At 70.1% G+C, this 19,394-nt stretch carries 19 protein-coding genes; 10 read left to right on the top strand and 9 right to left on the bottom strand.

The window, feature by feature from the left end:
• Position 1 precedes the first annotated feature (1 nt).
• Positions 2-616 (bottom strand): 30S ribosomal protein S4, encoded by a 615-nt coding sequence (gene rpsD, locus ABH935_RS19915; RefSeq protein WP_370379406.1) that lies wholly within the window; start codon positions 614-616, stop codon positions 2-4.
• Between the two features lie 107 nt (positions 617-723).
• On the opposite strand from rpsD, the gene ABH935_RS19910 reads away from it, so the two are divergent.
• Complete coding sequence (locus ABH935_RS19910) at positions 724-1,626, top strand: TIGR01777 family oxidoreductase (RefSeq protein ID WP_370379405.1); 903 nt, start codon at positions 724-726, stop codon at positions 1,624-1,626.
• A gap of 209 nt (positions 1,627-1,835) precedes the next feature.
• Complete coding sequence (locus tag ABH935_RS19905; RefSeq protein WP_370379404.1) at positions 1,836-3,137, top strand: NAD(P)/FAD-dependent oxidoreductase; 1,302 nt, start codon at positions 1,836-1,838, stop codon at positions 3,135-3,137.
• Between the two features lie 56 nt (positions 3,138-3,193).
• On the opposite strand, the gene ABH935_RS19900 is transcribed toward ABH935_RS19905, so the two are convergent.
• Positions 3,194-3,826 carry an NAD(P)-dependent oxidoreductase gene (locus tag ABH935_RS19900; RefSeq protein ID WP_370379403.1) on the bottom strand — a complete coding sequence of 211 codons (633 nt, stop codon included), beginning with the start codon at positions 3,824-3,826 and terminating at the stop codon, positions 3,194-3,196.
• Between the two features lie 86 nt (positions 3,827-3,912).
• Here ABH935_RS19900 and ABH935_RS19895 point away from each other — a divergent pair, with 86 nt between their 5' ends.
• Positions 3,913-4,272, top strand: coding sequence for a winged helix-turn-helix transcriptional regulator (locus ABH935_RS19895; protein WP_370379495.1), 360 nt, complete (start codon positions 3,913-3,915; stop codon positions 4,270-4,272).
• Positions 4,273-4,302: 30 nt separating this feature from the next.
• Here the strand turns inward: ABH935_RS19895 and ABH935_RS19890 are convergent, their stop codons facing one another.
• A complete protein-coding gene (locus tag ABH935_RS19890) occupies positions 4,303-5,622 on the bottom strand; it encodes an FAD-binding oxidoreductase (protein WP_370379402.1) in 1,320 nt (439 codons plus the stop codon).
• A gap of 60 nt (positions 5,623-5,682) precedes the next feature.
• Complete coding sequence (locus ABH935_RS19885; RefSeq protein ID WP_370379401.1) at positions 5,683-6,588, bottom strand: NAD-dependent epimerase/dehydratase family protein; 906 nt, start codon at positions 6,586-6,588, stop codon at positions 5,683-5,685.
• Between the two features lie 139 nt (positions 6,589-6,727).
• On the opposite strand from ABH935_RS19885, the gene ABH935_RS19880 reads away from it, so the two are divergent.
• Positions 6,728-7,492: a TetR/AcrR family transcriptional regulator gene (locus ABH935_RS19880; RefSeq protein WP_370379400.1), complete on the top strand. Its 765-nt coding sequence runs from the start codon at positions 6,728-6,730 to the stop codon at positions 7,490-7,492.
• Here ABH935_RS19880 and ABH935_RS19875 read toward each other — a convergent pair whose 3' ends face one another.
• Complete coding sequence (locus tag ABH935_RS19875) at positions 7,493-8,431, bottom strand: phosphotransferase family protein (protein WP_370379399.1); 939 nt, start codon at positions 8,429-8,431, stop codon at positions 7,493-7,495.
• A 63-nt stretch (positions 8,432-8,494) separates the two neighbouring features.
• Between ABH935_RS19875 and ABH935_RS19870 the strand changes: the two genes are divergently transcribed.
• The 3 genes from ABH935_RS19870 (at position 8,495) to ABH935_RS19860 (ending at position 10,525) form a co-directional block, all read left to right on the top strand.
• On the top strand, positions 8,495-8,953 hold the full coding sequence (locus tag ABH935_RS19870) for a MarR family winged helix-turn-helix transcriptional regulator (protein ID WP_370379398.1): 459 nt from the start codon (positions 8,495-8,497) through the stop codon (positions 8,951-8,953).
• Positions 8,954-9,053: 100 nt separating this feature from the next.
• Positions 9,054-9,698, top strand: coding sequence for a GTP cyclohydrolase II (gene ribA, locus ABH935_RS19865; RefSeq protein WP_370379397.1), 645 nt, complete (start codon positions 9,054-9,056; stop codon positions 9,696-9,698).
• Positions 9,699-9,724: 26 nt separating this feature from the next.
• On the top strand, positions 9,725-10,525 hold the full coding sequence (locus ABH935_RS19860; protein WP_370379396.1) for a dioxygenase: 801 nt from the start codon (positions 9,725-9,727) through the stop codon (positions 10,523-10,525).
• Between the two features lie 118 nt (positions 10,526-10,643).
• Here the strand turns inward: ABH935_RS19860 and ABH935_RS19855 are convergent, their stop codons facing one another.
• Both ABH935_RS19855 and nrdR read right to left on the bottom strand, forming a co-directional pair.
• Positions 10,644-13,640 carry a vitamin B12-dependent ribonucleotide reductase gene (locus tag ABH935_RS19855; protein ID WP_370379395.1) on the bottom strand — a complete coding sequence of 999 codons (2,997 nt, stop codon included), beginning with the start codon at positions 13,638-13,640 and terminating at the stop codon, positions 10,644-10,646.
• 154 nt (positions 13,641-13,794) lie between these two features.
• Positions 13,795-14,250, bottom strand: a complete 456-nt coding sequence (gene nrdR / locus ABH935_RS19850) for a transcriptional regulator NrdR (protein ID WP_370379394.1) — start codon at positions 14,248-14,250, stop codon at positions 13,795-13,797.
• 493 nt (positions 14,251-14,743) lie between these two features.
• Between nrdR and lexA the strand changes: the two genes are divergently transcribed.
• Positions 14,744-15,451: a transcriptional repressor LexA gene (gene lexA / locus ABH935_RS19845; protein WP_370379393.1), complete on the top strand. Its 708-nt coding sequence runs from the start codon at positions 14,744-14,746 to the stop codon at positions 15,449-15,451.
• A 129-nt stretch (positions 15,452-15,580) separates the two neighbouring features.
• Here lexA and ABH935_RS19840 read toward each other — a convergent pair whose 3' ends face one another.
• A complete protein-coding gene (locus ABH935_RS19840) occupies positions 15,581-15,955 on the bottom strand; it encodes a hypothetical protein (protein ID WP_370379392.1) in 375 nt (124 codons plus the stop codon).
• On the opposite strand from ABH935_RS19840, the gene ABH935_RS19835 reads away from it, so the two are divergent.
• Together ABH935_RS19835 and ABH935_RS19830 are read left to right on the top strand one after the other, a co-directional pair.
• Entirely contained in the window at positions 15,930-16,304 is a 375-nt protein-coding gene (locus ABH935_RS19835) for a hypothetical protein (protein WP_370379391.1), read from the top strand. The genes ABH935_RS19840 and ABH935_RS19835 overlap by 26 nt on opposite strands.
• A 105-nt stretch (positions 16,305-16,409) precedes the next feature.
• A complete protein-coding gene (locus tag ABH935_RS19830; protein ID WP_370379390.1) occupies positions 16,410-17,147 on the top strand; it encodes a hypothetical protein in 738 nt (245 codons plus the stop codon).
• Positions 17,148-17,221: 74 nt separating this feature from the next.
• Here ABH935_RS19830 and ABH935_RS19825 read toward each other — a convergent pair whose 3' ends face one another.
• Positions 17,222-19,351, bottom strand: a complete 2,130-nt coding sequence (locus ABH935_RS19825; RefSeq protein ID WP_370379389.1) for an ATP-dependent DNA helicase — start codon at positions 19,349-19,351, stop codon at positions 17,222-17,224.
• Between the last annotated feature and the right edge of the window lie 43 nt (positions 19,352-19,394).

The raw sequence follows: 19,394 nt of genomic DNA, 5'->3' as shown, positions 1-19,394 counted from the left end.
CTCAGCGCGAGTAGAACTCGACCAAAAGCTGCTCGTCGAACGGGACCGGCACCTCGGCCCGCTTCGGCTCGCGGGTGAGCGTCACCGCGAGCTCGTCCCGGCGCACGTCCAGGTAGGCGGCGGTCCGCTCGTCGGCGTACTGGCCGGCCGCGGCGGCCTGGAACGCCGGCATCAGCCGCGACTTCGGGCGCACCGCGACCACCTGGCCGGGCTGCACGGAGTAGGAGGGGATGTCCACCTTCGCACCGTCCACGGTCACGTGGCCGTGGTTCACGAACTGGCGCGCCGCGTAGATCGACGGCGCGAGGCCGGCCCGCAGCACCACCGTGGCCAGCCGCGACTCCAGGGCGGCGATGACGTTCTCGCCGGCCCGCCCGGAGCGCCGGCGGTTCTTGTCGAACAGGGTCCGGAGCTGCCGCTCGGACAGGTCGTAGTACCAGCGGATCTTCTGCTTCTCGGCCAGCTGGCGGCCGTAGTCGCTCTGCTTCCCGGCGCGCGGGCCGGCCGCGTGCTGCCCCGGGGGCAGCGGACGGCGCACCATCACGCGCTCGGCCTTGGCCGTCAGTGGTACCCCGGCCCGACGGGACCGGCGCACCTTGGGGCCTGTGTACCTCATGAATCACCTTGCTTCTGTCGTCTCGTCTTCAACTTAGGTTAGCCTAACTTAACTTCAAGGCGACCCGCCTGCCGGGATGGCGAGGATCACAGGTCTATGCTGCTGATATGCGGATCGCCATCACCGGTTCCACGGGAATGATCGGCACGGCGCTGTCCGCCGCGCTCACCGAAGACGGCCACGAGATCGTCCGCCTGGTCCGGCACACGCACCCGGACGAGGCCGCCGGAGAACGCCACTGGTCGCCCTTCGGCGACCCGGACCCGAAGCCGTACGAGGGCTGCGACGTCGTGGTGCACCTGGCCGGTGCGGGCCTGGGCGACAAGCGCTGGTCGGCCGCCTACAAGCGGGAGATCAGCGAGAGCCGCATCCACGGCACCGACACGCTGGCGCGCTCGCTGGCCCTGCTGTCCGAGAAGCCGAAGGCTCTGCTTTCCGCTTCAGCGATCGGCTTCTACGGCGACACCGGCACCACGCCGGTCACCGAGCAGTCCCCGGGCTCCGAGGACTTCCTGGGGGCGCTGTGCCGGGACTGGGAGGCCGCCACCAAGCCAGCCGAGGACGCCGGGATCCCGGTGGCGCACCTGCGCAACGGCGTGGTCCTGGGCGGCTCCGGCGGCGCGCTGGCCCGGATGCTGCCGTTCTTCAAGGCCGGGATCGGCGGCCCGATCGGCAGCGGCCGGCAGTACTTCTCGTTCATCGGGATGGCGGACTACCTGGCCGCGGTCAAGCACATCATGGCCCTGACAGTGGCCGGGAGCATGACCGGAGCGGTGAATGTGACCGGTCCGCTGCCGGTTACCAACCGCGCCTTCACCAAGGCCCTGGGGCACGTGCTGCACCGGCCGACGGTCATGCCGGTGCCGGGGTTCGCGCTGCGCGTGCTGTTCGGGCAGATGGCCAACGAGCTCACCGGGAGCCAGCGGGTGCTTCCGGCCCGGCTCACCGACTCCGGGTTCGCGTTCGGCACCCCGGATCCGCGCGCCGCGCTCGCTGCCGCGCTGGGCTAAATCAGTTCCCTTAAATGCGTAACGGTCCGAACACTCAGAGTTCTCAAATGCTGAGACAGCAGGCGTTTCGCAAGAGTACGCCACCGGCGCAGGGGTAGGCATTCCTCCACAAACGCCGACGCTCGGGCGGCTTCGCCGTGCCCAGCGCGAGCCGCGCGGGCCCACAAGGCGCGCCGGGGAGATCGGCTCTAGAGGGTGGAGGGGCTCCTGTGACAGTGCGAAGTCCGAGCCACCGGCATCACTCGGACGCTGACGTGATCGTCGTCGGCGCCGGAGTGGCCGGATTGCACGCAGCGGGACGGCTGCACGAGGCGGGTTTGGACGTCCTGGTCGTCGAGGCATCCGACCGGGTGGGGGGCAGGGCCGGGACCGAGCGGGTCTCCGGGTTCGTCGTCGACAAGGGGTTCCACCTGGTGAACTCCGTCGAGCACGGCGAGAACGCGAAGCTGGAGCTGGGTTGTTTCGCGCCCGGTGTGGACCTCCAGCTAGACGGCAAGCGCATCCGCTACGGCGACCGCGCCGGCAGCGACGGCGCGGTGAGTGCGGGCACGGTCCTGCGCACACCGCTGGGCTCGCCGGCCGAGCGCCGCCGGCAGTCCGGCTGGCTGCTCCGGGTGGCGCAGAGCCGCCCGGAGACGATCCTTGCCGGACCGGAGCGGTCTGCGGCGGAGCTGGTCGCCGAGGTGGGACTGTCGCGGAGGGTCGTGGACGGCTTCCTGCGGCCGTATCTGGAGGCGTTCGCCGCCGAGCCGGATCCGGGGCTGTCGGTGTCGGGCCGGGCGATGGAGCTGGCGCTGCGGCAGCTGGTGCGCGGCCGGTGGTGCCTGCCGTCGCAGGGGATAGCGGCGATACCGCAGCGGCTGGCCGAGCGGCTGCCATCGGGGGCGGTGCGGCTGGAGACCGAGGTCCTGATGGTCTACGCGAACGGCGTGGTCACCTCCGACGATGTGCTGCGCAGTTCGGCGGTGGTGGTGGCGACCGACCCGGCGACGGCGGTGGAGCTGCTGCCGGGGCTGCATGAACCGGAGCTGCGGTCGGTGACCGCCTTCCACCACGCGACCGTGCTGCCGCCGCCGCGCTCGGAGCCCGCGGTCCTGGTCGACGCCGACCCGCGCTCGCCGGTGGCGCGCACGGCGGCGGTCAGCCAGGCCGTGCCGGGCCGCAGCCCGGACGGCCGGACGCTGGTCTCCACGAACGTGGTCGGACACACCGGGACCCGCACCTCAGAACTCGAAGGCGAGGTGCGGGCCCGGCTCAGCGAGCTGTACTCGGCCGCCGACGACCGGTGGGAGTGCGTGGCGGTGCACCATTTCCCGTACGCGGTGCCGGCGATGACCTCGCCGCACAACTTCCGGCGGCCGGTGCGGCTGATCCACGGTCTGTACGTGTGCGGGGACCACCGGGGGACCGCCGGGATCGACGGGGCGATGGAGTCGGGACAGCGCGCCGCGCGGTCCGTGTTGGCTGATCTCGGGATTTCGTTTCGTGCCGGGGAGCTGGCCACCGCCTGAGAGGTAGGGGTGGCCGGGCCTGACTCCCCGGCCCTGGAGACGTCAGCCCACGTTCATCAGGCCACGGCGACCATCTCGCGCGAGCGGGTCGGCGCCGTGGCCTCGTCGACGAGCGCGAGCGCCAGGTCGGCGTACGCGAACTTGTCGGCACCGGGGATCGCCTGCGTGTCGCCGAGCCGGTAAGCGCCGGTGCCGGGGCCCTCGTCGAGGAAGACCAGCGGCGGGGCGAGGACCACCCAGTCCAGGTCCGAGGCCTGCAACAGGGGAAGCTGCGCGGCGTGGTCGCGGGAGAAGACCCGGGCCTCCTCGGGGAGCGTGTCGCTGTCGTAGGCCGGCACGCCCGGGGCCACTTCGAGCGCGCCGCCGATGCCGACCGCGACGAGCCGCCGGACTCCGGCCGCGCTGAGTCCTTCGACCAGCGCGCGGGCCGCGGCCACGAAATGGCCCTCGTCCATGGCCGCGGCGGTGTTGACCGCGACGTCGTGGCCCTTCGCCTGGGCCGCGACGCTCGCGGCGTCGGTGACGTCGCCGGCCACGACGGTCACGCCGGTCACGCCGTCCGCAGCGAGGTCCGGGTACTTGGCCGGGTCGCGCACGACGGCCGTGACCGTGTGCCCGCGCCGCGCCGCCTCGGCCACCGTGGGCCGTCCGGCGCGACCGCCGGCTCCGAAAACAATGATGTTCGCCATGTCCGCGACGGTAGGACCGGTGGCGCCGCTTACTGCAACGTAACTAGGCTCGACCTGTGGATGAAAGTGCCGCCCTGGGCCCGGAGATGTTCGACGCCGCCTGTCCCTCGGCCGAATCCCCGTTCCGGATCGCCGACAAGTGGGGCGGCATGGTGGTGCTCTGCCTGGAGGCGGGGCCGCGCCGCTTCACGGAGCTGCGGGTGCCGCTGCGGCGCGTCGCGCCGAAGGTGCTGACCGAGACGCTGCGCTCGCTGGAACGCGACGGGTTCATCACGCGCACGGTCTTCGACGAGAACCCGCCGCATGTGGAGTACGAGCTCACGCCGCTCGGGCGCAGCCTGCTGCCGGCGATCGCGGCATGTCGCGAGTGGGGGTTCGCGAACCTGGAGAACATGCGCGAGGCCCGGGATCGATACGACGGGGTAGGCGGCCCGGAGGCCGCCTGAGACGTCTACTCCCCCGCCTGCTCGCCGGGCCTACTCCGCCACCGGGAAGTTCGCCACGAACCGCCCCTGCGGATCCCACGTCTGCTTCACCCCGCGCAGCCGCTCCGCCTCGGCGGCCGACACCGTGTCGGCGAAGGTGTCCGTCGGTCCGAGGAACGTCGCCAGCTTCCCGCCGGTCACCGCGTCGCCGAGGGCGGCGACCACCTCCGCCTGCTTGGCCGCCACGGCGGCGCCGCCTTCCGGCGTGATCGCGAGCCCCAGCAGGTAGAGCAGGTACTCCTCCGCGACCGGGCCGCGCGGTCCGGGGCGGGCGCCGGCCAGCGCGCCGCCGAGGTGCCGCACCTGGAGCACCAGCAGCGGGGCGACCGGCTCGGCCAGCAGCGCCGCGATCTCGTCGGCGTCGAAGCGGCCGAGCAGCTCGCTGCGGGACACGCTCGGGGCGGGGTCGACCGGGTCGTTGGTGATGGTGGCGATCTCCTCGAACGGCAGCGCCTTCCACTCGCCCGACAGGGCGCCGCCGACGGCGTCGAAGGGCTTGAGCAGCGCGCGTGCGTCGCTCTCCGAGCCCAGATACGCCGCCGTCACCGCCACCATCGCCGGGGCGCCGCCCGGGAACTGCGCCCGCGAGATCCACAGGCTCAGCTCTTCCGGTGCCGTCGCCGTGACCGTGCGGAAGGCGGCGAAGAGCTCCGCAGCGCGGGCGTCCGGCCAGAACATCGTGCCGCCGAACAGCTCCGCCTCTTCGTGCAGCCGGACGGTCAGCGCGGTCACGATCGCGAAGTCGCCGCCACCGCCGGCCAGCGCGTGGAACAGGTCGGGGTTCTCGTTCGCGTTGGCCTTCCGGTGCTCGCCCGAGGCGTCCACGACCTCGAACTCGATCACGTGGTCCGAGGACATGCCGTACTTGCGGGCGAAGAAGCCGACACCGCCGCCGAGGGTGTATCCGGCCACGGACACGGTCGGCGAGCTGCCGGGCTTGGCGACCAGGCCGTGCGCGGCGGCCGCGGTGTTGACGGCACCGGACTTCACACCGGCACCGATCCGCGCGGTGCGCGCCTCGGGGTCCACGCTCAGCTCGTCCAGGCGGCCGGTGCGCAGCAGGATGGCGCCGGCCGCCGTGCCGGAGGCGCCGTGGCCGGTGGGCTGGACCGCGATCGGCACGCCGGCCTGGTTCGCGTACCGGACCAGGGCGGCCACGTCGTCGGCGTCGGCGGCCGTCACCACCGCGCGCACGTCCTGGGCGACCGCCAGGTTCCAGGGCTTGTGCGCGGCGTCGAAGCCGTCGTCGCCGGGCAGCAGGACCTCGCCGCGGACGGCGTCACGCAGGGACAACAGGGAGGGCTCGGACATGGCACCCGTTCCGTTCGGTCGTAGTGGTGATCGTCTCCCAAGGTACTGATCACCACTGACTCAGGCGGCGGGGATCGTCCGCAGCACGTCGTCGATCGGCGTCGGCGCCAGGCCGAAGGTCTCCTCGGTCAGGGTGCTGTCGAGGACGAAGGGCTTAGCGAACTGGTAGCGCGTGGCCCGCAGCTCCTTCGACATCTTGTCGAACAGGCCCGCGCCCCACAGGACCGGGTAGGGCAGCTGGGTTAGCTTCGCCGGCTGCAGGCCGCGGGCGGCGACGTAGTGGTCGGACAGCTCGCGCACGGTCAGCGGCGCGGTGGTCGGTACCAGCCAGGCCTGGCCCCAGGCCCGCTCGTCGCCGGAGACCACGGCCAGCAGCCGCGCCACGTCGGCGATCGCGGTCCAGCTGTGCTTCACGTTCAGCGGCGCGGGCACATAGGCGCGCTTGCCGTTGTCCAGGGGCTTGGCCAGCAGGTAGGACAGGATCGAGTTGGCCTCGATGTAGTCGCTGGCCCGGACCTCGGTCATCCGGATCCGGCCGGCCTGGTGCAGGGCCAGCGCGTCGCGGTACATGTCGGCGCGCAGCTTCAGCTTCGGGTGGGTCGCGGCCAGCGGGGTGTCGGGGCCGATCGGGCCGGTCACCGGGCCGTAGCCGTAGAGGTTGTTGGCGACGGTGAGCACCGCGCCGCTGCGCTCGGCGGCGGTCAGCAGGGCCGCGGCCAGCGGCGGCCAGTCGGAGAACCACTGGTGGTAGGCCGGGCTCGCGCAGTTGTAGAGCGCCGCGGCACCCTCGGCCAGCGCGCTGAGCCGGTCGGCGTCGGTGGCGTCGGTGGCCACCCGCTCGATGTTCGCGTGCTCCGGGCCGGAGCCGCTGCGCGTCACCACGCGCACCTGCTCGCCGCGCCCGGCCAGCACCTTCGCGGTGGCCGTGCCGACCGGTCCCGCACCTACGATGACGTGCAGTGCCATGATGTCCAACCCCTCTTCGACCGCTGTGCGGCGTGCGATGCTTCCCTTTGAGAGCAGTGCTCTCTGTTGACCTCACTGTGTGCTAGAGCGGCGCACTTTGTCAAGAGCAGTGCTCTCGCCTGTGTGCAATACTCTCGGTATGAACGCGGCAAAGGATTCGGGGTCGGCACGGATTTCGAGGTCGGCGAAGACCCCGGCACTGTCGGTTCGCGCCCGGGTCCGCGCGGAGATGATCAGCGAGATCAAGAAGGTCGCGCTGGACCACCTGACCCGCGACGGGGCGGCGCTGTCGCTGCGCGCCGTCGCCAGGGACATGGGGATGGTCTCGTCGGCCATCTACCGCTACTTCCCCAGCCGCGACGAGTTACTGACCGCGCTGATCATCGATGCGTACACGTCCCTGGGCGAGGCCGTGGAGAAGGCCGACGGGGACGTGGACCGCCGGGACGCGTACTTGTCACGATGGTTCGCGGTCTGCCACACCGTCCGCCGCTGGGCCATAGCCAGGCCGGCGGAGTACGCGCTCATCTACGGCAGCCCGATCCCCGGCTACCTGGCGCCGGACGAGACCATCGAGCCGGGGTCGTGGGCCATGGTGGCGATGGCGCGGTGCGTCGCGGAAGCCGAGGCTGCCGGGAAGCTCGACACCTCTGAGGGGGCCGGGGTGCTTCCGGCCACAGAGGACGCCACTTATGCGGAGGAGCTCCGTACCGTCGCGGTCGGCATGGGGTTCAACGAGGATTCGCACGTTATTGAGCGTGTCTTGAGTGCGATAACGCAGGTCTTCGGCGCGGTGAACTTCGAAGTGTTCGGACGGCTCAACAGAGTGTTCTCGGAGCGGGGCGAGTGGTTCGACCGGCAGGTGCGGGAGTTGGCGGTGGGGATGGGGTTGGCGCCGCGGTGATCAGCCGGCGGCGATGAGGACGCGTATCTCTTCGGCGATGGGGGCCAGCTTGTCCTGGGCGCCGATACCGCAGAAGAAGTCCCAGAGCTCGAAGCTGTGGATCACCTGGAACAGCCGGAACCTGCGCTCCCATTCGATCGGGACTTCGCCGTAGCCCTCGAAGAGTCCGTCGAGCTTCGCGCGGTTGTTCCCGATGGAGTAGCTGTGGGTCTTGGCGAGGTCCGCTATGGGATCCCCGGCCATGGCGTTCTCCACGTCGATCAGGCCGCTGAGGACCGGCCCGTCGGGGGTCTGCGTCACTATGACGTTCCCCTCGTGGAAGTCGTTGTGGAGAAGTACCGGACCTCTACATAGAGCGAACAGCTCTGCGCGGTCGCTGACGTACTTATGCGCAGCCTCATAGAGTTCTCGATCGCCGGTGGTGTCCAGATAGCTCTGTGAGACGCGCTTAAGCGTTGCCTGCATCTGAGCTTCGTTGGTCGGCTGGGGTTCGAAGATCTCCGTGGTGAGGTATCCGTAAGCCTCCTGCCCGATCGTGTGGATCCGCGCCAGGAGTGCTCCCATCTGGCGATAGACGTCCTTGAGTTCGGGCTCTGGGAGGGTGTCACTGATCGCGGCGACTGTGGTCCCGGGCAGTTTGCTCATCAGCAGGTACGGCAGGCCGAGAAGTCCGTTCGGGCCGGCCCCTCCGAGGAGCTTCGGCAGCAGCTCTATAGCGTTCTCGCGCAGGAGACGGTAGACGCCGATCTCTTTAAGGAGTTTCCATCCGTCGTCTTTCCCGTAGACCTTCACTACAGCGTTCTGTAGAGGATCTGCGCAGACGATCTCATAGGCGCCGGTCTCGATGCCGCCGTCCATGCGCCCGACGGCGAGGACCCGCGCACCGGGGACCGCTTCCCGCATCATCTCAGCAGCCTGTTCCCGGGTCAGTTCAGCCACCGGGCCACCGTAGTGACGGTCCGTGATGGATCTCAACGGATTTTCGCTCGTTACAATCACGGCATGGGTGATGAACCGCGGTGGCTGTCCGAACAGGAGATGAAGGCCTGGACGGGCTTCTTGGCCGCGACCGCTCTGGTCGAGCGGCGGATCGATCACCAGTTGCGGGAAGAGGCCGGGCTGTCGCACACGCAGTACGAGATCCTGGTGCGGCTCTCCGCCTCCCCTGAGGGTTCGCTGCGCATGACCGAGCTCGCCGAGGCGCTGCTCACCTCCAAGAGCGGGCTGACGTACCAGATGACGCAGCTGGAGAAGGCCGGGCTGACCGAGCGGCGGTCGTGCCCGACGGACGTGCGCGGGGTTTTCGCCGTCCTCACGGAGGCCGGGCGGAAGAAGCTGGAGCAGGCCGCGCCCGGGCACGTGGCGGTGGTGCGTGAGGCACTGATCGACGTGTTGACCCCCGAGCAGCTCACGGTGCTCGCGGACGGCCTCGGCGAGGTCTCCCGGCGGCTGCGGGAATAGCCCCGGTGCGGGTGGGGTTTGTTCAAATTCGAACGCCGGTCTAAGGTCGGCTCAGCAGGTTGTTCGAATTGGAACAGCTCGTCACGGAGGGACCCGTGCCATGAACGAGACACCCGAGGCATCTATCCGTACCCGCGTGCGCGTGCCGCTGCGCTTCGGCGACGGCTACAGCGTGGACGCGGAGCTGGTGACGTTCCACGGCTTGGTCGACGGCGGCGAGCACCTGGCCATCGTGCTCGGCGAACCCGGCCGCACGCCGCTGGTGCGGATGCACTCGGAGTGCCTGACCGGCGACGTGTTCGGCTCCGCGCGCTGCGACTGCGGGCCACAGTTACGCGAGTCCGTCGAGCGCATCGCCGAGGCCGGCGGCTACCTGCTCTACCTGCGGCAGGAGGGGCGCGGGATCGGGCTGTACAACAAGCTCGACGCGTACGCGCTGCAGGACGCGGGGCTGGACACGTACCAGGCCAACGTCGCGCTGGGCCTGCCGGAGGACGCGCGGGACTACACCGTCGCCGCGCAGATGCTGACGGCGCTCGGCGTGGACAGCGTGCACCTGCTGTCGAACAATCCGGACAAGGAGGCGCAGCTGGCGGGGCTGGACGTGACGGTCGCCGAGCGCGTGCCGACCGGTGCGCACGCCACCGCCCAGAACCTGCGCTACCTGCGGGCCAAGGTCGAGCACACGCGGCACAGCATCGTGCTGGACGACGTGCTGTCCGACGGCGTGCTGTCCGTGGCCTGAGACGCCCCGCACACCCAGGAGATGCCATGAGCACCGAGACGAGCACACCCTCCGCATCCCCCGACCGGATGCCCGCCATCTACCTGAGCCACGGCGCGCCCCCGCTGGCCGACGACCCCCTATGGCCGGGCCAGCTTGCGGCCTGGTCGGCGGACCTCCCGAAGCCGAAGGCCGTCCTGATGGTGTCGGCGCACTGGGAGGAGGCGCCGCTGGCCCTCGGCGCCACCACGACGATCCCCCTGGTCTACGACTTCTGGGGCTTCCCCCAGCACTACTACGAGGTCCAGTACCGGGCGCCGGGCGCACCGGCGCTGGCCGAGTCGGTCCGCAAGCTGCTGCACACCCCGGGCCTGGAGGTGCAGGACGAGCCGACGCGCGGCCTCGACCACGGTGCCTACGTCCCGCTGGTGGAGATGTACCCGGAGGCGGACGTCCCGGTGCTGCAGATCTCGATGCCGACACTGGAGCCGGAGCAGCTGATGGCCATCGGCCGCCGGCTGGCGCCGCTGCGCGACGAAGGCGTGCTGATCGTCGGCAGCGGCTTCTTCACACACAACCTGCGGGCCCTGAGCCAGGAGGGCAAGGTCCACTCGGTGATGTCGGAGTTCGACGACTGGGGCAAGCGCGCGCTGGACGCAGGGGACGTGGACGCGCTGCTGGACTTCGAGAACAAGGCCCCGGCCGGAAAGCTGGCGCACCCTCGGACGGAGCACTTCGCGCCGCTGTTCGTGACGCTGGGGGCGGCCGAGGCGGAGTTGGGGTCGCAGCGGACGGTCATCGACGGGTTCTGGATGGGGTTGGCCAAGCGGTCGGTGCAGGTCGGATGACCGCTCCCGCGAGATCGCTGGCATAAGCGGCTCGGCAGCCGGAACGCTTTCTAGACCTGCGGCCCCGGTGCCCGAAGGCATCCGAGGCCGCAGCATCACATCACGCTACCGGGCAGGCTCAGCTGCACCCGCTAGTAGACCCACACCCCTCGCACACGTAGCAGCTCCCCGAAGGCCGCATCTTCGTCCCGCACGTCAGGCACAGGGGCGCGTCGGCGGCGTAGCCGAGCTTCGCCTCCAGGAGTTCCGTGGAGGAGCCGATGCTCTGGGGCATCGGGAGCGGGGCGGGGTCGGTGCTGTTCTTCTTTGCCGGGGCGGCCGGTTCGGTCCGGTGCTCTATCGGGGCGGACTGGGCGAGGGTTTCGTGGTCGAGCTGCTCGTCCTCGTCCGGGAGGTAGCTGCCGGTCTCCAGTTGGCGCTGGCGCTCTTCGTTCGTGTAGATGCCGTAGGCGGCTCGGGTGTCGAAGTCCAGGTGGTCCAGGGCCAGGCGGCGGAAGATGTAGTCGATGATCGACTGGGCCATGCGGACGTCCGGGTCGTCGGTCATGCCGGCCGGTTCGAAGCGCATGTTGGTGAACTTCGCGACGTACGTCTCCAGCGGGACCCCGTACTGCAGGCCCACCGAGATGGCGATCGAGAAGGCGTCCATCATGCCGGCCAGGGTCGAGCCCTGCTTCGACATCTTCAGGAAGACTTCACCGAGGTCGCCGTCCTCGTAGGAGTTGGCCGTCATGTAGCCTTCGGCGCCGCCGACCGAGAACGAGCTCGTGATGCCGCGGCGGTTCTTGCCCAGGCGCTTGCGGACCGGCTGCGCGTACAGGGTCGCGGCGGCCGGGGCGACGGCGGTGCCGGCAATGGCAGCGGTGGCCGAAGCTGCCGGCGCCGAGGAGGCGGCGGCAGCAGCCGCGGCCGCCTTCTGCCCCTTGGCGTCCTGCAGCGGCTGGCCGACCTTGCAGTTGTTCCGGTAGATCGCCAGCGCCTTCAGGCCCAGCTTCCAGCCCTCGAAGTAGATCTCCTCGACGTCCTCGACCGTGGCCTCCTCGGGCATGTTCACGGTCTTGGAGATGGCCCCGGACAGGAACGGCTGGATCGCCGCCATCATCCGGACGTGCCCCATCGGGGCGATCGAGCGCTCGCCCATCGCGCAGTCGAAGACCGAGTAGTGCTCCGGCTTCAGCCCGGGGGCGTCGACCACGTGGCCGTGCTCGCCGATGTACTCGACGACCGCCTCGATCTGCTCCTGCTGGTAGCCCAGGCGCTTCAGGGCCCGCGGGACCGTGTTGTTCACGATCTGCATCGAGCCGCCGCCGACCAGCTTCTTGAACTTCACCAGCGCCAGGTCCGGCTCCACGCCGGTGGTGTCGACGTCCATCATGAAGCCGATGGTGCCGGTCGGCGCCAGGAGCGAGGCCTGCGCGTTGCGCCAGCCGTTGGTCGCGCCGATCTGGAGGCCGCGCTTCCACTCGGTGCGCGAGAGCTCCAGGATCTCCTTGTCGAAGCTCTCGTACGGCTGGTAGGCGTCCGCCGCGTCCGAGTGCTTCTTCATCACGGCCGCGTGCGGCTTGGCGTTGCGGGCGAAGCCGTTGTACGGCCCGACCACGCCGGCCAGCTCGGCCGAGCGGCGGTAGGCGACGCCGGTCATCAGCGAGGTGATCGCCGCGGCGATGGCCCGGCCGCCCTCGGAGTCGTAGGCGTGGCCGGTGGCCATCAGCAGCGCGCCGAGGTTGGCGTAGCCGATGCCCAGCTGGCGGTAGTCGCGGGTGGTCTGGCCGATCTCCGGGGTCGGGAAGTCCGCGAAGCTGATGGAGATGTCCATCGCGGTGATGATCAGCTCGACCATCTTCACGAAGGTCTCGCTGTCGAAGGTGTCGTCGTCCCGCAGGAACTTCATCAGGTTCAGCGACGCCAGGTTGCAGGACGAGTTGTCCAGCGACAGGTACTCCGAGCACGGGTTGGACGCGGTGATGCGGCCGGTCTCGGGGTTGGTGTGCCAGGCGTTGATGGTGTCGTCGTACTGCAGGCCCGGGTCCGCGCACTCCCACGCCGCCTGCGCGATGTCGCGGAACAGCTTCTTGGCGTCCAGGGTCTCGATGACTTCGCCGGTCTGCCGGGCGCGCAGGCCGAAGCGCTCGCCGTTCTCCACCGCGGTGAGGAACTCGTCGGTGACCCGGACCGAGTTGTTCGCGTTCTGGTACTGGACGCTGGTGATGTCCTTGCCGCCGAGGTCCATGTCGAACCCGGCGTCGCGCAGCGCGCGGATCTTGTCCTCCTCGCGCGCCTTGGTCTGGACGAACTCCTCGATGTCCGGGTGGTCCACGTCCAGCACGACCATCTTCGCCGCGCGGCGGGTGGCGCCGCCGGACTTGATGGTGCCGGCCGAGGCGTCGGCGCCGCGCATGAAGGAGACCGGGCCGCTGGCGTTGCCGCCGGAGGACAGCAGCTCCTTGGAGGAGCGGATGCGGGACAGGTTCAGGCCGGCGCCGGAGCCGCCCTTGAAGATCAGGCCCTCCTCGCGGTACCAGTTCAGGATCGAGTCCATCGAGTCGTCGACGGCCAGGATGAAGCACGCCGAGACCTGCTGCGGGGACTTGGTGCCGACGTTGAACCAGACCGGGGAGTTGAAGGCGAACATCTGGTGCAGCAGCGCGTAGGCGAGTTCGTGCTCGAAGACCTCCGCGTCCTGCGGGCTGGCGAAGTACCCGTGGTCCTCGCCGCCCTTGCGGTAGGTCTTCACGATCCGGTCGATGAGCTGCTTGAGCGACCACTCGCGGACCGGGGTGCCGACGGCGCCGCGGAAGTACTTGGTGGTGACGATGTTCGCGGCGTTCACCGACCAGAACTCGGGGAACTCCACGCCCTTCTGCTCGAAGTTGATCGAGCCGTCGCGCCAGTTGGTCATCACGACGTCGCGGCGCTCCCACACGACCTCGTCGTACGGGTGCACGCCGGGGGTGGTGTGGATCCGCTCGATCTGCATTCCCTTACCGCCCTTGGCGGGAGCCTTCGCCTCATGGGAAACACCCGGGGCGGGCACGACCTGCCCGGGCTTCATGGGAGCCTTCCCGTTGCCGCGGGCCGACGCCGCACCGCGCGGGCCGCTAGCCGTCTCCGTCATACTTCTTCCCTCTCCCGTTCTGGGAAACCATTCCGACGCCCCGTGGCGGTTCGCCGCCTACGGAATTGATCAAGCTTTGGATCGCCGGGCCCCAGGTGAGGGGCCCGCGAAGATTTTCATCATGTCCCCGCCTGTGACGGCGGGCGTGGGGCCGTCAGGCCCGTTCGCGCTCCGCCCGCAACAGCAGGATCTCCGCCTCGAAGTCCTCCAAGGACTCGAAGGCCCGGTACACCGACGCGAAGCGGAGGTAGGCGACCTCATCGAGCTCCCGGAGCGGGCCGAGTATCGCCAGCCCGACCTCATGGGTGGCGATCTCCGCGGAGCCGGCGGCCCGCAGCGCGTCCTCCACCTTCTGGGCGAGCACGGCCAGCTGGCCCTCGCTCACCGGACGTCCCTGACAAGCCTTCCGTACGCCACCGACAACTTTGTCCCGGCTGAACGGCTCGGTCGCGCCGGAGCGCTTCACCACCAGGAGCTGAGCGCTCTCCACCGTGGTGAAGCGGCGCCCGCACTCGGGGCACTGCCGGCGGCGGCGGATCGAGGTGCCGTCGTCGGAGCTGCGAGAGTCGACGACCCGGCTGTCGTCGTGCTTGCAGAAGGGACAGTGCACGGTTTCGGCCTCCTTCTCACAGCTGACGCACGCCTGACGCGCGACGGGATGGCGTCACCCTCCGCTGTGGTCTACTAACCACAACCTGTGGAGCGTTGACGCTATTCCAATCACAAGATGTAGGGGTACGTTAGCCAACCCGCCCCACCGGCCGCAACCCGGATCGGGGTCTGCCGTAAGGGTCGCGAGGGGTCCGTGGGACTACTGTTCGCGATCGCCCCAGCTACAAGGGCAAGACCGGTGCGCTGTTCGAATGCCCAAGATTCTTCACGGTTTCGCCCGACCGGACCAACGCGCCGCGCCCCGCCGGGCGCGAGTTTTCCGAACGGAGTATGGAAACAGGCCGTTACCTTCGCGCCGGAGCCGCGTTAGACATTCCGTACGCCCGCCCCCTCACGGGTTGTCGAACAGCCGTTCGTCACCGTGTGGGTGGCACCCGCTACGGTTGATCCGAGCGAACAAACTTTCACACGACCAGCCACCGCCCAGCTCAATGGCGAAGGAGCCGCAAGCCATGGCCGTCCGGAGTACTACCCCGACCGACACCCGAGAGGCCGCGCATGACGGACATGTGCCGTCCCCGCGCCTGACCGAGCGTCAGACCGCGGTCCTGAACGTGATCCGCGACTCGGTCCGGCGCCGGGGCTACCCGCCGTCGATGCGCGAGATCGGCGAGGCCGTCGGCCTGCAGTCCACCTCCAGCGTCCGGCACCAGTTGGTGACCCTGGAGAGCAAGGGCTTCCTGCACCGCGACGCGAACCGCCCGCGCGCCTACATCGTGCGCGGGGCCGAGGGCGCCGCCCGCAACGGCAGCGCCTCCGAGCCGGAGCCGGCGTACGTCCCGCTGGTCGGCCGGATCGCCGCCGGCGGCCCGATCCTGGCCGAGGAGCGGGTCGAGGAGATGATCCCGATCCCGAAGCAGATGGTCGGCGAGGGCGAGTTCTTCGCCCTGAAGGTGGTCGGCGACTCGATGATCGAGGCCGCGATCTGCGACGGCGACGTGGTCGTCATCCGGCAGCAGAAGCAGGCTGAGAACGGCGAGTTCGTGGCCGCCATGATCGACGGCGAGGCGACCGTCAAGGAACTGAAGAAGGAGGCGAACGCGGTGTGGCTGATGCCGCGCAACGCCGCCTACGAGCCGATCCCGGGCAACGACGCGGTCATCCTGGGCCGGGTCGTGACGGTGCTGCGCCGCCTCTGATCGACGCCGCGCGACGTCCGTGCGCCGCCTCGGCGAGTCCCGATTGGGCGGGACCCGCCGAGGCGGCGCAGGTCACGGACTTTCCTCAACGCTTTAGGGTTGTCAGCAACCTGTTCTACGGGTCGCACGTCACCCAGGCATGAATCGACTGAACAGCATCGCGCTCCTTGCCGGCGGCGCTCTCGTGGCGGTCGCCGCGACCGGTTGCGCGTCGAGCGCTGCCAAGCCCGCCGCTGCGGGTGCGGCTGCCACCAGTTCCTCTGCCGCGTCGGGCGCTCCGAGCACCGTGGCCTCCTCGGCGACCGGCGGCGCTTCGTCTTCCGGCCCTGTCGCCGCCTCCAGCCCCGCCGCGGCGGGCGGCAATACCACTGCTCCGGCCGCGCCCCCGGTCAGCCACGCCGCCTGTGCCAACGCCAACGTGAACGTCTCGCTCGCGCCGGCGATCTCGGGCCAGAAGTCGTCCGTCTTCGTGATCGCCGTGAAGAACACCGGCGCCACGTGCACGCTCGGCCCGATCCCCTACGTGTGGATCACGAAGAGCCCGACCGACGCCTCGGACGAGACGCGGCCTCTCATCCCCCGTGTCGACACCAGCAAGAAGAACATCATCCTGTCCGGGACGACCCTGTACGCGGCGATCGACATGCTCCCCGGCGCCCTCGCGACCACCACCGGCAACTACGGCGACCTGGCGGTGACCGCGAACCCGACGCCGGACACCAGCGGCAAGGACGTCCAGGACGTCGCGCTTCCGGCGTCCACCGCCGAGGGCAACGCGATGCTCGGCGCCTACGCCCTGACCCCGGCGAGCGCCATCAGCCAGATCCAGTACGCGACCACTCCGGAGAAGTAGCCGACAGCCGAGGGGGCGGGCAGCCGACACACTGCCCGCCTCGGTCCTGTCCACGTTTTGGGAAGCCGTGAGCAACCACCGGTGTGTATCGCACGTCATGCTGAAGTGAAAGCCCTGAATCGCATCGCGCTCCTGGCCGGCGGCGCTCTCATCGCCGCGGCGGCAACCGGTTGTTCGTCGAGCACATCCAAGCCCGTCGCCTCCGCCCCGGCCGCGACCGATGCCTCCACCACCGCTTCCGGCACACCCGGTGCCGCGACGACCGCGGCCTCCGGCGGGACGACCACGCCGGCGACCGACGCCTCCACCGGGTCGGCGTCGAGCTCGCCGTCGGCCACCGCCGCCACCGGCAGCTCGACGGACCACGGCGGCACACCGGCAGTCTGCGACAACGCGAAGCTGAACGCCACGCTCGCGCCCGCCGGCGCCGGGCAGAAGGCCTCCGTCCATGTGATCGCCGTGAAGAACACCGGCCCGGCGTGCGACATCGACTATCTGCCCTTCGTCTGGATCACCGCGGGCCAGAACAGCAGCCCGCCGCAGGCCCAGCCGCTGATCGAGAACGGGCTCGGCGGCGGCCCGCACATCATCGCCCCGGGTCAGACGCTCTACTCGGGGATCGACCTCGATCCGCAGTCGGCCTCGAACGCGGTCCCCGGCTACACCTACCTGGAAGTGACCGCGAACCCCACCAAGGACAGCAGCGGCAAGGACGTCCAGGACCTCAAGCTGCCGGCGCCCGCGAAGGTGGCCGGTGCCAAGCTCGGGACCTACAACGCCGATGAAGCGACCGCGATCAAGCAGATCGCGTTCGCCAGCGTGCCCCAGCAGTCGCAGCACTGACACGGTCGGGGCGCGCAGTCGCGCGACTGCCCGCCTCGGTCACACTCGTCTCGCCGTGCTCCGCTCAGTCCGGCTCAGTTCTGCTCGCCCGTCTTCGCCATCGCGTCGATGGCCCGCAGCGACTTCAGCACCCGGTCGGTGTCGTCGGTCTGCCAGAACGACGGCATCGAGGCGCGCAGGAACCCGCCGTACGGCTTGGTCGCCAGCCGGGAGTCCAGCACCGCGACCACGCCCTTGTCGTCGATCGCCCGGATCAGGCGGCCGGCGCCCTGGGCCAGCAGCAGCGCCGCGTGCGAGGCGGAGACCGCCATGAAGCCGTTGCCGCCGTTGCGGCCCACGGCCTCGGTGCGGGCCGCGGACACCGGGTCGTCGGGCCGGGGGAACGGGATGCGGTCGATCACCACCAGCTGGAGCGACGGGCCTGGGACGTTCACGCCCTGCCACAGGGACAGGGTGCCGAACAGGCAGGTCTCGGGGTCGTCGGCGAACTTGCGGAGCAGTTCGGCCAGTGAGTCCTCGCCCTGGCACAGGATCGGCAGGTCGATCTTCTCCCGCAGCTTCTCCGCCGCGGTCTGCGCCGCGCGCATCGAGCTGAACAGGCCCAGCGCCCGGCCGCCGGCGTTGTCCATCAGGTCCGCGAGCAGGTCCAGCTGGTCGTCGCGGATGCCGTCGCGGCCCGGCGGGTCCAGGTGCCGGGCGACGTAGAGGATGCCCTGCTTCGGGTAGTCGAAGGGCGAGCCGACGTCCAGGGCGCGCCAGTGCTGCGGCAGGTTCTGGACCGTGTCCAGGAACTCCTCGCCGTCGCTGTCGCCGTCGCGGAGCAGCTTCACCGCGGCGTCGTAGATCTCCTCCGGCAGCTCGGGCTTGAAGTCCAGCTCGACGCGCTCGTTGCCGTAGAGCCCGACGCTGCCGGCCACGCCGGTGAAGTCGCCGCCGAGCTTGAGCGTCGCCGAGGTGAGCACCACCGGGGTGCGCGCGAACATCTTGAAGCGGAGCAGGTGCTCGATGCCGAGCGGGGCGATCTTGAGAGTGGAGTTCTTGACGCCCTTGAACTCGCTGCGCTCCAGCCAGACCACGTCGGCCTCGGCGCCCTCCAGCACGCGCTCGGCGACCTGGTGCACGTTCTCGCACGCGGCGCGGGCCTGCTTGCGGGCGCCGTCCATGTCCAGGTCGCCGCCCTTGTTCTTGGACAGCTCGGTGAGCGCCGCGCGGCTCGCGTCGCGCAGCGCGGTCAGCGCCATGCCGATCTCCTCGGGCAGTCCGCGCTGGAACCGGCCCTCGGGGGTGTTCTCCAGGGCTTCGGTGAAGTCCAGAGTCGCCACCGCCAGGTTCGCGGCCGTGGCCTCCTTCACCAGCCTGTCGGCGCGGTGGTGCGCGCGCTCGACGGCGGTCTTGGTGAGCTCGCCGGTCGCCGCGGAGGTGACGCGGTTCACCAGCTCGTGCGCCTCGTCGACGATGACCGCGTCGTGTTCGGGCAGCACCTGCACGTCGGAGTCCATGGCCGCGATGGCCAGCAGCGCGTGGTTGGTGACGACCACGTCCGCGGACCGCGCCAGTTCCTTGGCCTGCTCGGCGAAGCAGTCCTCGAAGTACTGGCACTTCGATCCCAGGCACTCCCGCGCCGAGACCGACACCTGGGCCCAGGCCCGGTCGGACACGCCCGGCGACAGGTCGTCGCGGTCGCCGGACTCGGTCTCCTCGACCCACTCCCGGACCCGCAGCACCTCGGCGCCGAGCTTGCCCACGGCGAGCGGGTCGAAGAGCACGTCCTGGTTGTCGTCGTCGGCCGCACCGCCCTCGACCTTGTTCAGGCACACGTAGTTGTTGCGCCCTTTGAGCAGCGCGAACGCCGGCTCCCGCTTGATCAGCGGCTTTATCGCCGTGGCCAGCCGCGGGAGGTCGTGCGCGACCAGCTGGCGCTGGAGCGCGAGCGTCGCGGTGGCCACGATCACGCGCTTGTGGTGCGCCAGGGCCGGGACCAGGTACGCCAGCGACTTACCGGTGCCGGTGCCGGCCTGCACGAGCAGGTGGACCCGGTCGTCGAGGCTGGCGGCGACGGCCTTGGCCATCGCGATCTGGCCGGGACGGGTCTGACCGCCCAACGCCTCGACTGCTGCGTTGAGCAGGGGGGTCAGGTCGTCTTCGGGACTCCCGCTGGGAGCCTCGGTGGAAGTATCGGGGGTGGCCCCGCCAGAGTTCGGCATGGTCGCACCAGAGTACTTGGCGGGGCCGACACGATGGACTCGA

Source organism: Catenulispora sp. GAS73, assembly GCF_041262085.1.
Taxonomy (GTDB): Bacteria; Actinomycetota; Actinomycetes; order Streptomycetales; family Catenulisporaceae; genus Catenulispora.
The sequence above is the reverse complement of the archived record's forward strand: the minus strand, read 5'-3'. Positions and strand labels throughout refer to the sequence as shown.

What these genes read in the sequence shown, in the direction of transcription:
- ABH935_RS19885 (WP_370379401.1), bottom strand. Translation starts at nt 6,588, where the DNA reads ATGGCACTGCACGTCATCGTAGGTGCGGGACCGGTCGGCACGGCCACC.
- ABH935_RS19880 (WP_370379400.1), top strand. Translation starts at nt 6,728, where the DNA reads ATGAACGCGGCAAAGGATTCGGGGTCGGCACGGATTTCGAGGTCGGCG.
- ABH935_RS19855 (WP_370379395.1), bottom strand. Translation starts at nt 13,640, where the DNA reads ATGACGGAGACGGCTAGCGGCCCGCGCGGTGCGGCGTCGGCCCGCGGC.
- ABH935_RS19900 (WP_370379403.1), bottom strand. Translation starts at nt 3,826, where the DNA reads ATGGCGAACATCATTGTTTTCGGAGCCGGCGGTCGCGCCGGACGGCCC.
- ABH935_RS19825 (WP_370379389.1), bottom strand. Translation starts at nt 19,351, where the DNA reads ATGCCGAACTCTGGCGGGGCCACCCCCGATACTTCCACCGAGGCTCCC.
- lexA (WP_370379393.1), top strand. Translation starts at nt 14,744, where the DNA reads ATGGCGAAGGAGCCGCAAGCCATGGCCGTCCGGAGTACTACCCCGACC.
- ABH935_RS19890 (WP_370379402.1), bottom strand. Translation starts at nt 5,622, where the DNA reads ATGTCCGAGCCCTCCCTGTTGTCCCTGCGTGACGCCGTCCGCGGCGAG.
- ABH935_RS19860 (WP_370379396.1), top strand. Translation starts at nt 9,725, where the DNA reads ATGAGCACCGAGACGAGCACACCCTCCGCATCCCCCGACCGGATGCCC.
- ABH935_RS19895 (WP_370379495.1), top strand. Translation starts at nt 3,913, where the DNA reads ATGTTCGACGCCGCCTGTCCCTCGGCCGAATCCCCGTTCCGGATCGCC.
- ABH935_RS19870 (WP_370379398.1), top strand. Translation starts at nt 8,495, where the DNA reads ATGGGTGATGAACCGCGGTGGCTGTCCGAACAGGAGATGAAGGCCTGG.
- ribA (WP_370379397.1), top strand. Translation starts at nt 9,054, where the DNA reads ATGAACGAGACACCCGAGGCATCTATCCGTACCCGCGTGCGCGTGCCG.
- rpsD (WP_370379406.1), bottom strand. Translation starts at nt 616, where the DNA reads ATGAGGTACACAGGCCCCAAGGTGCGCCGGTCCCGTCGGGCCGGGGTA.
- ABH935_RS19910 (WP_370379405.1), top strand. Translation starts at nt 724, where the DNA reads ATGCGGATCGCCATCACCGGTTCCACGGGAATGATCGGCACGGCGCTG.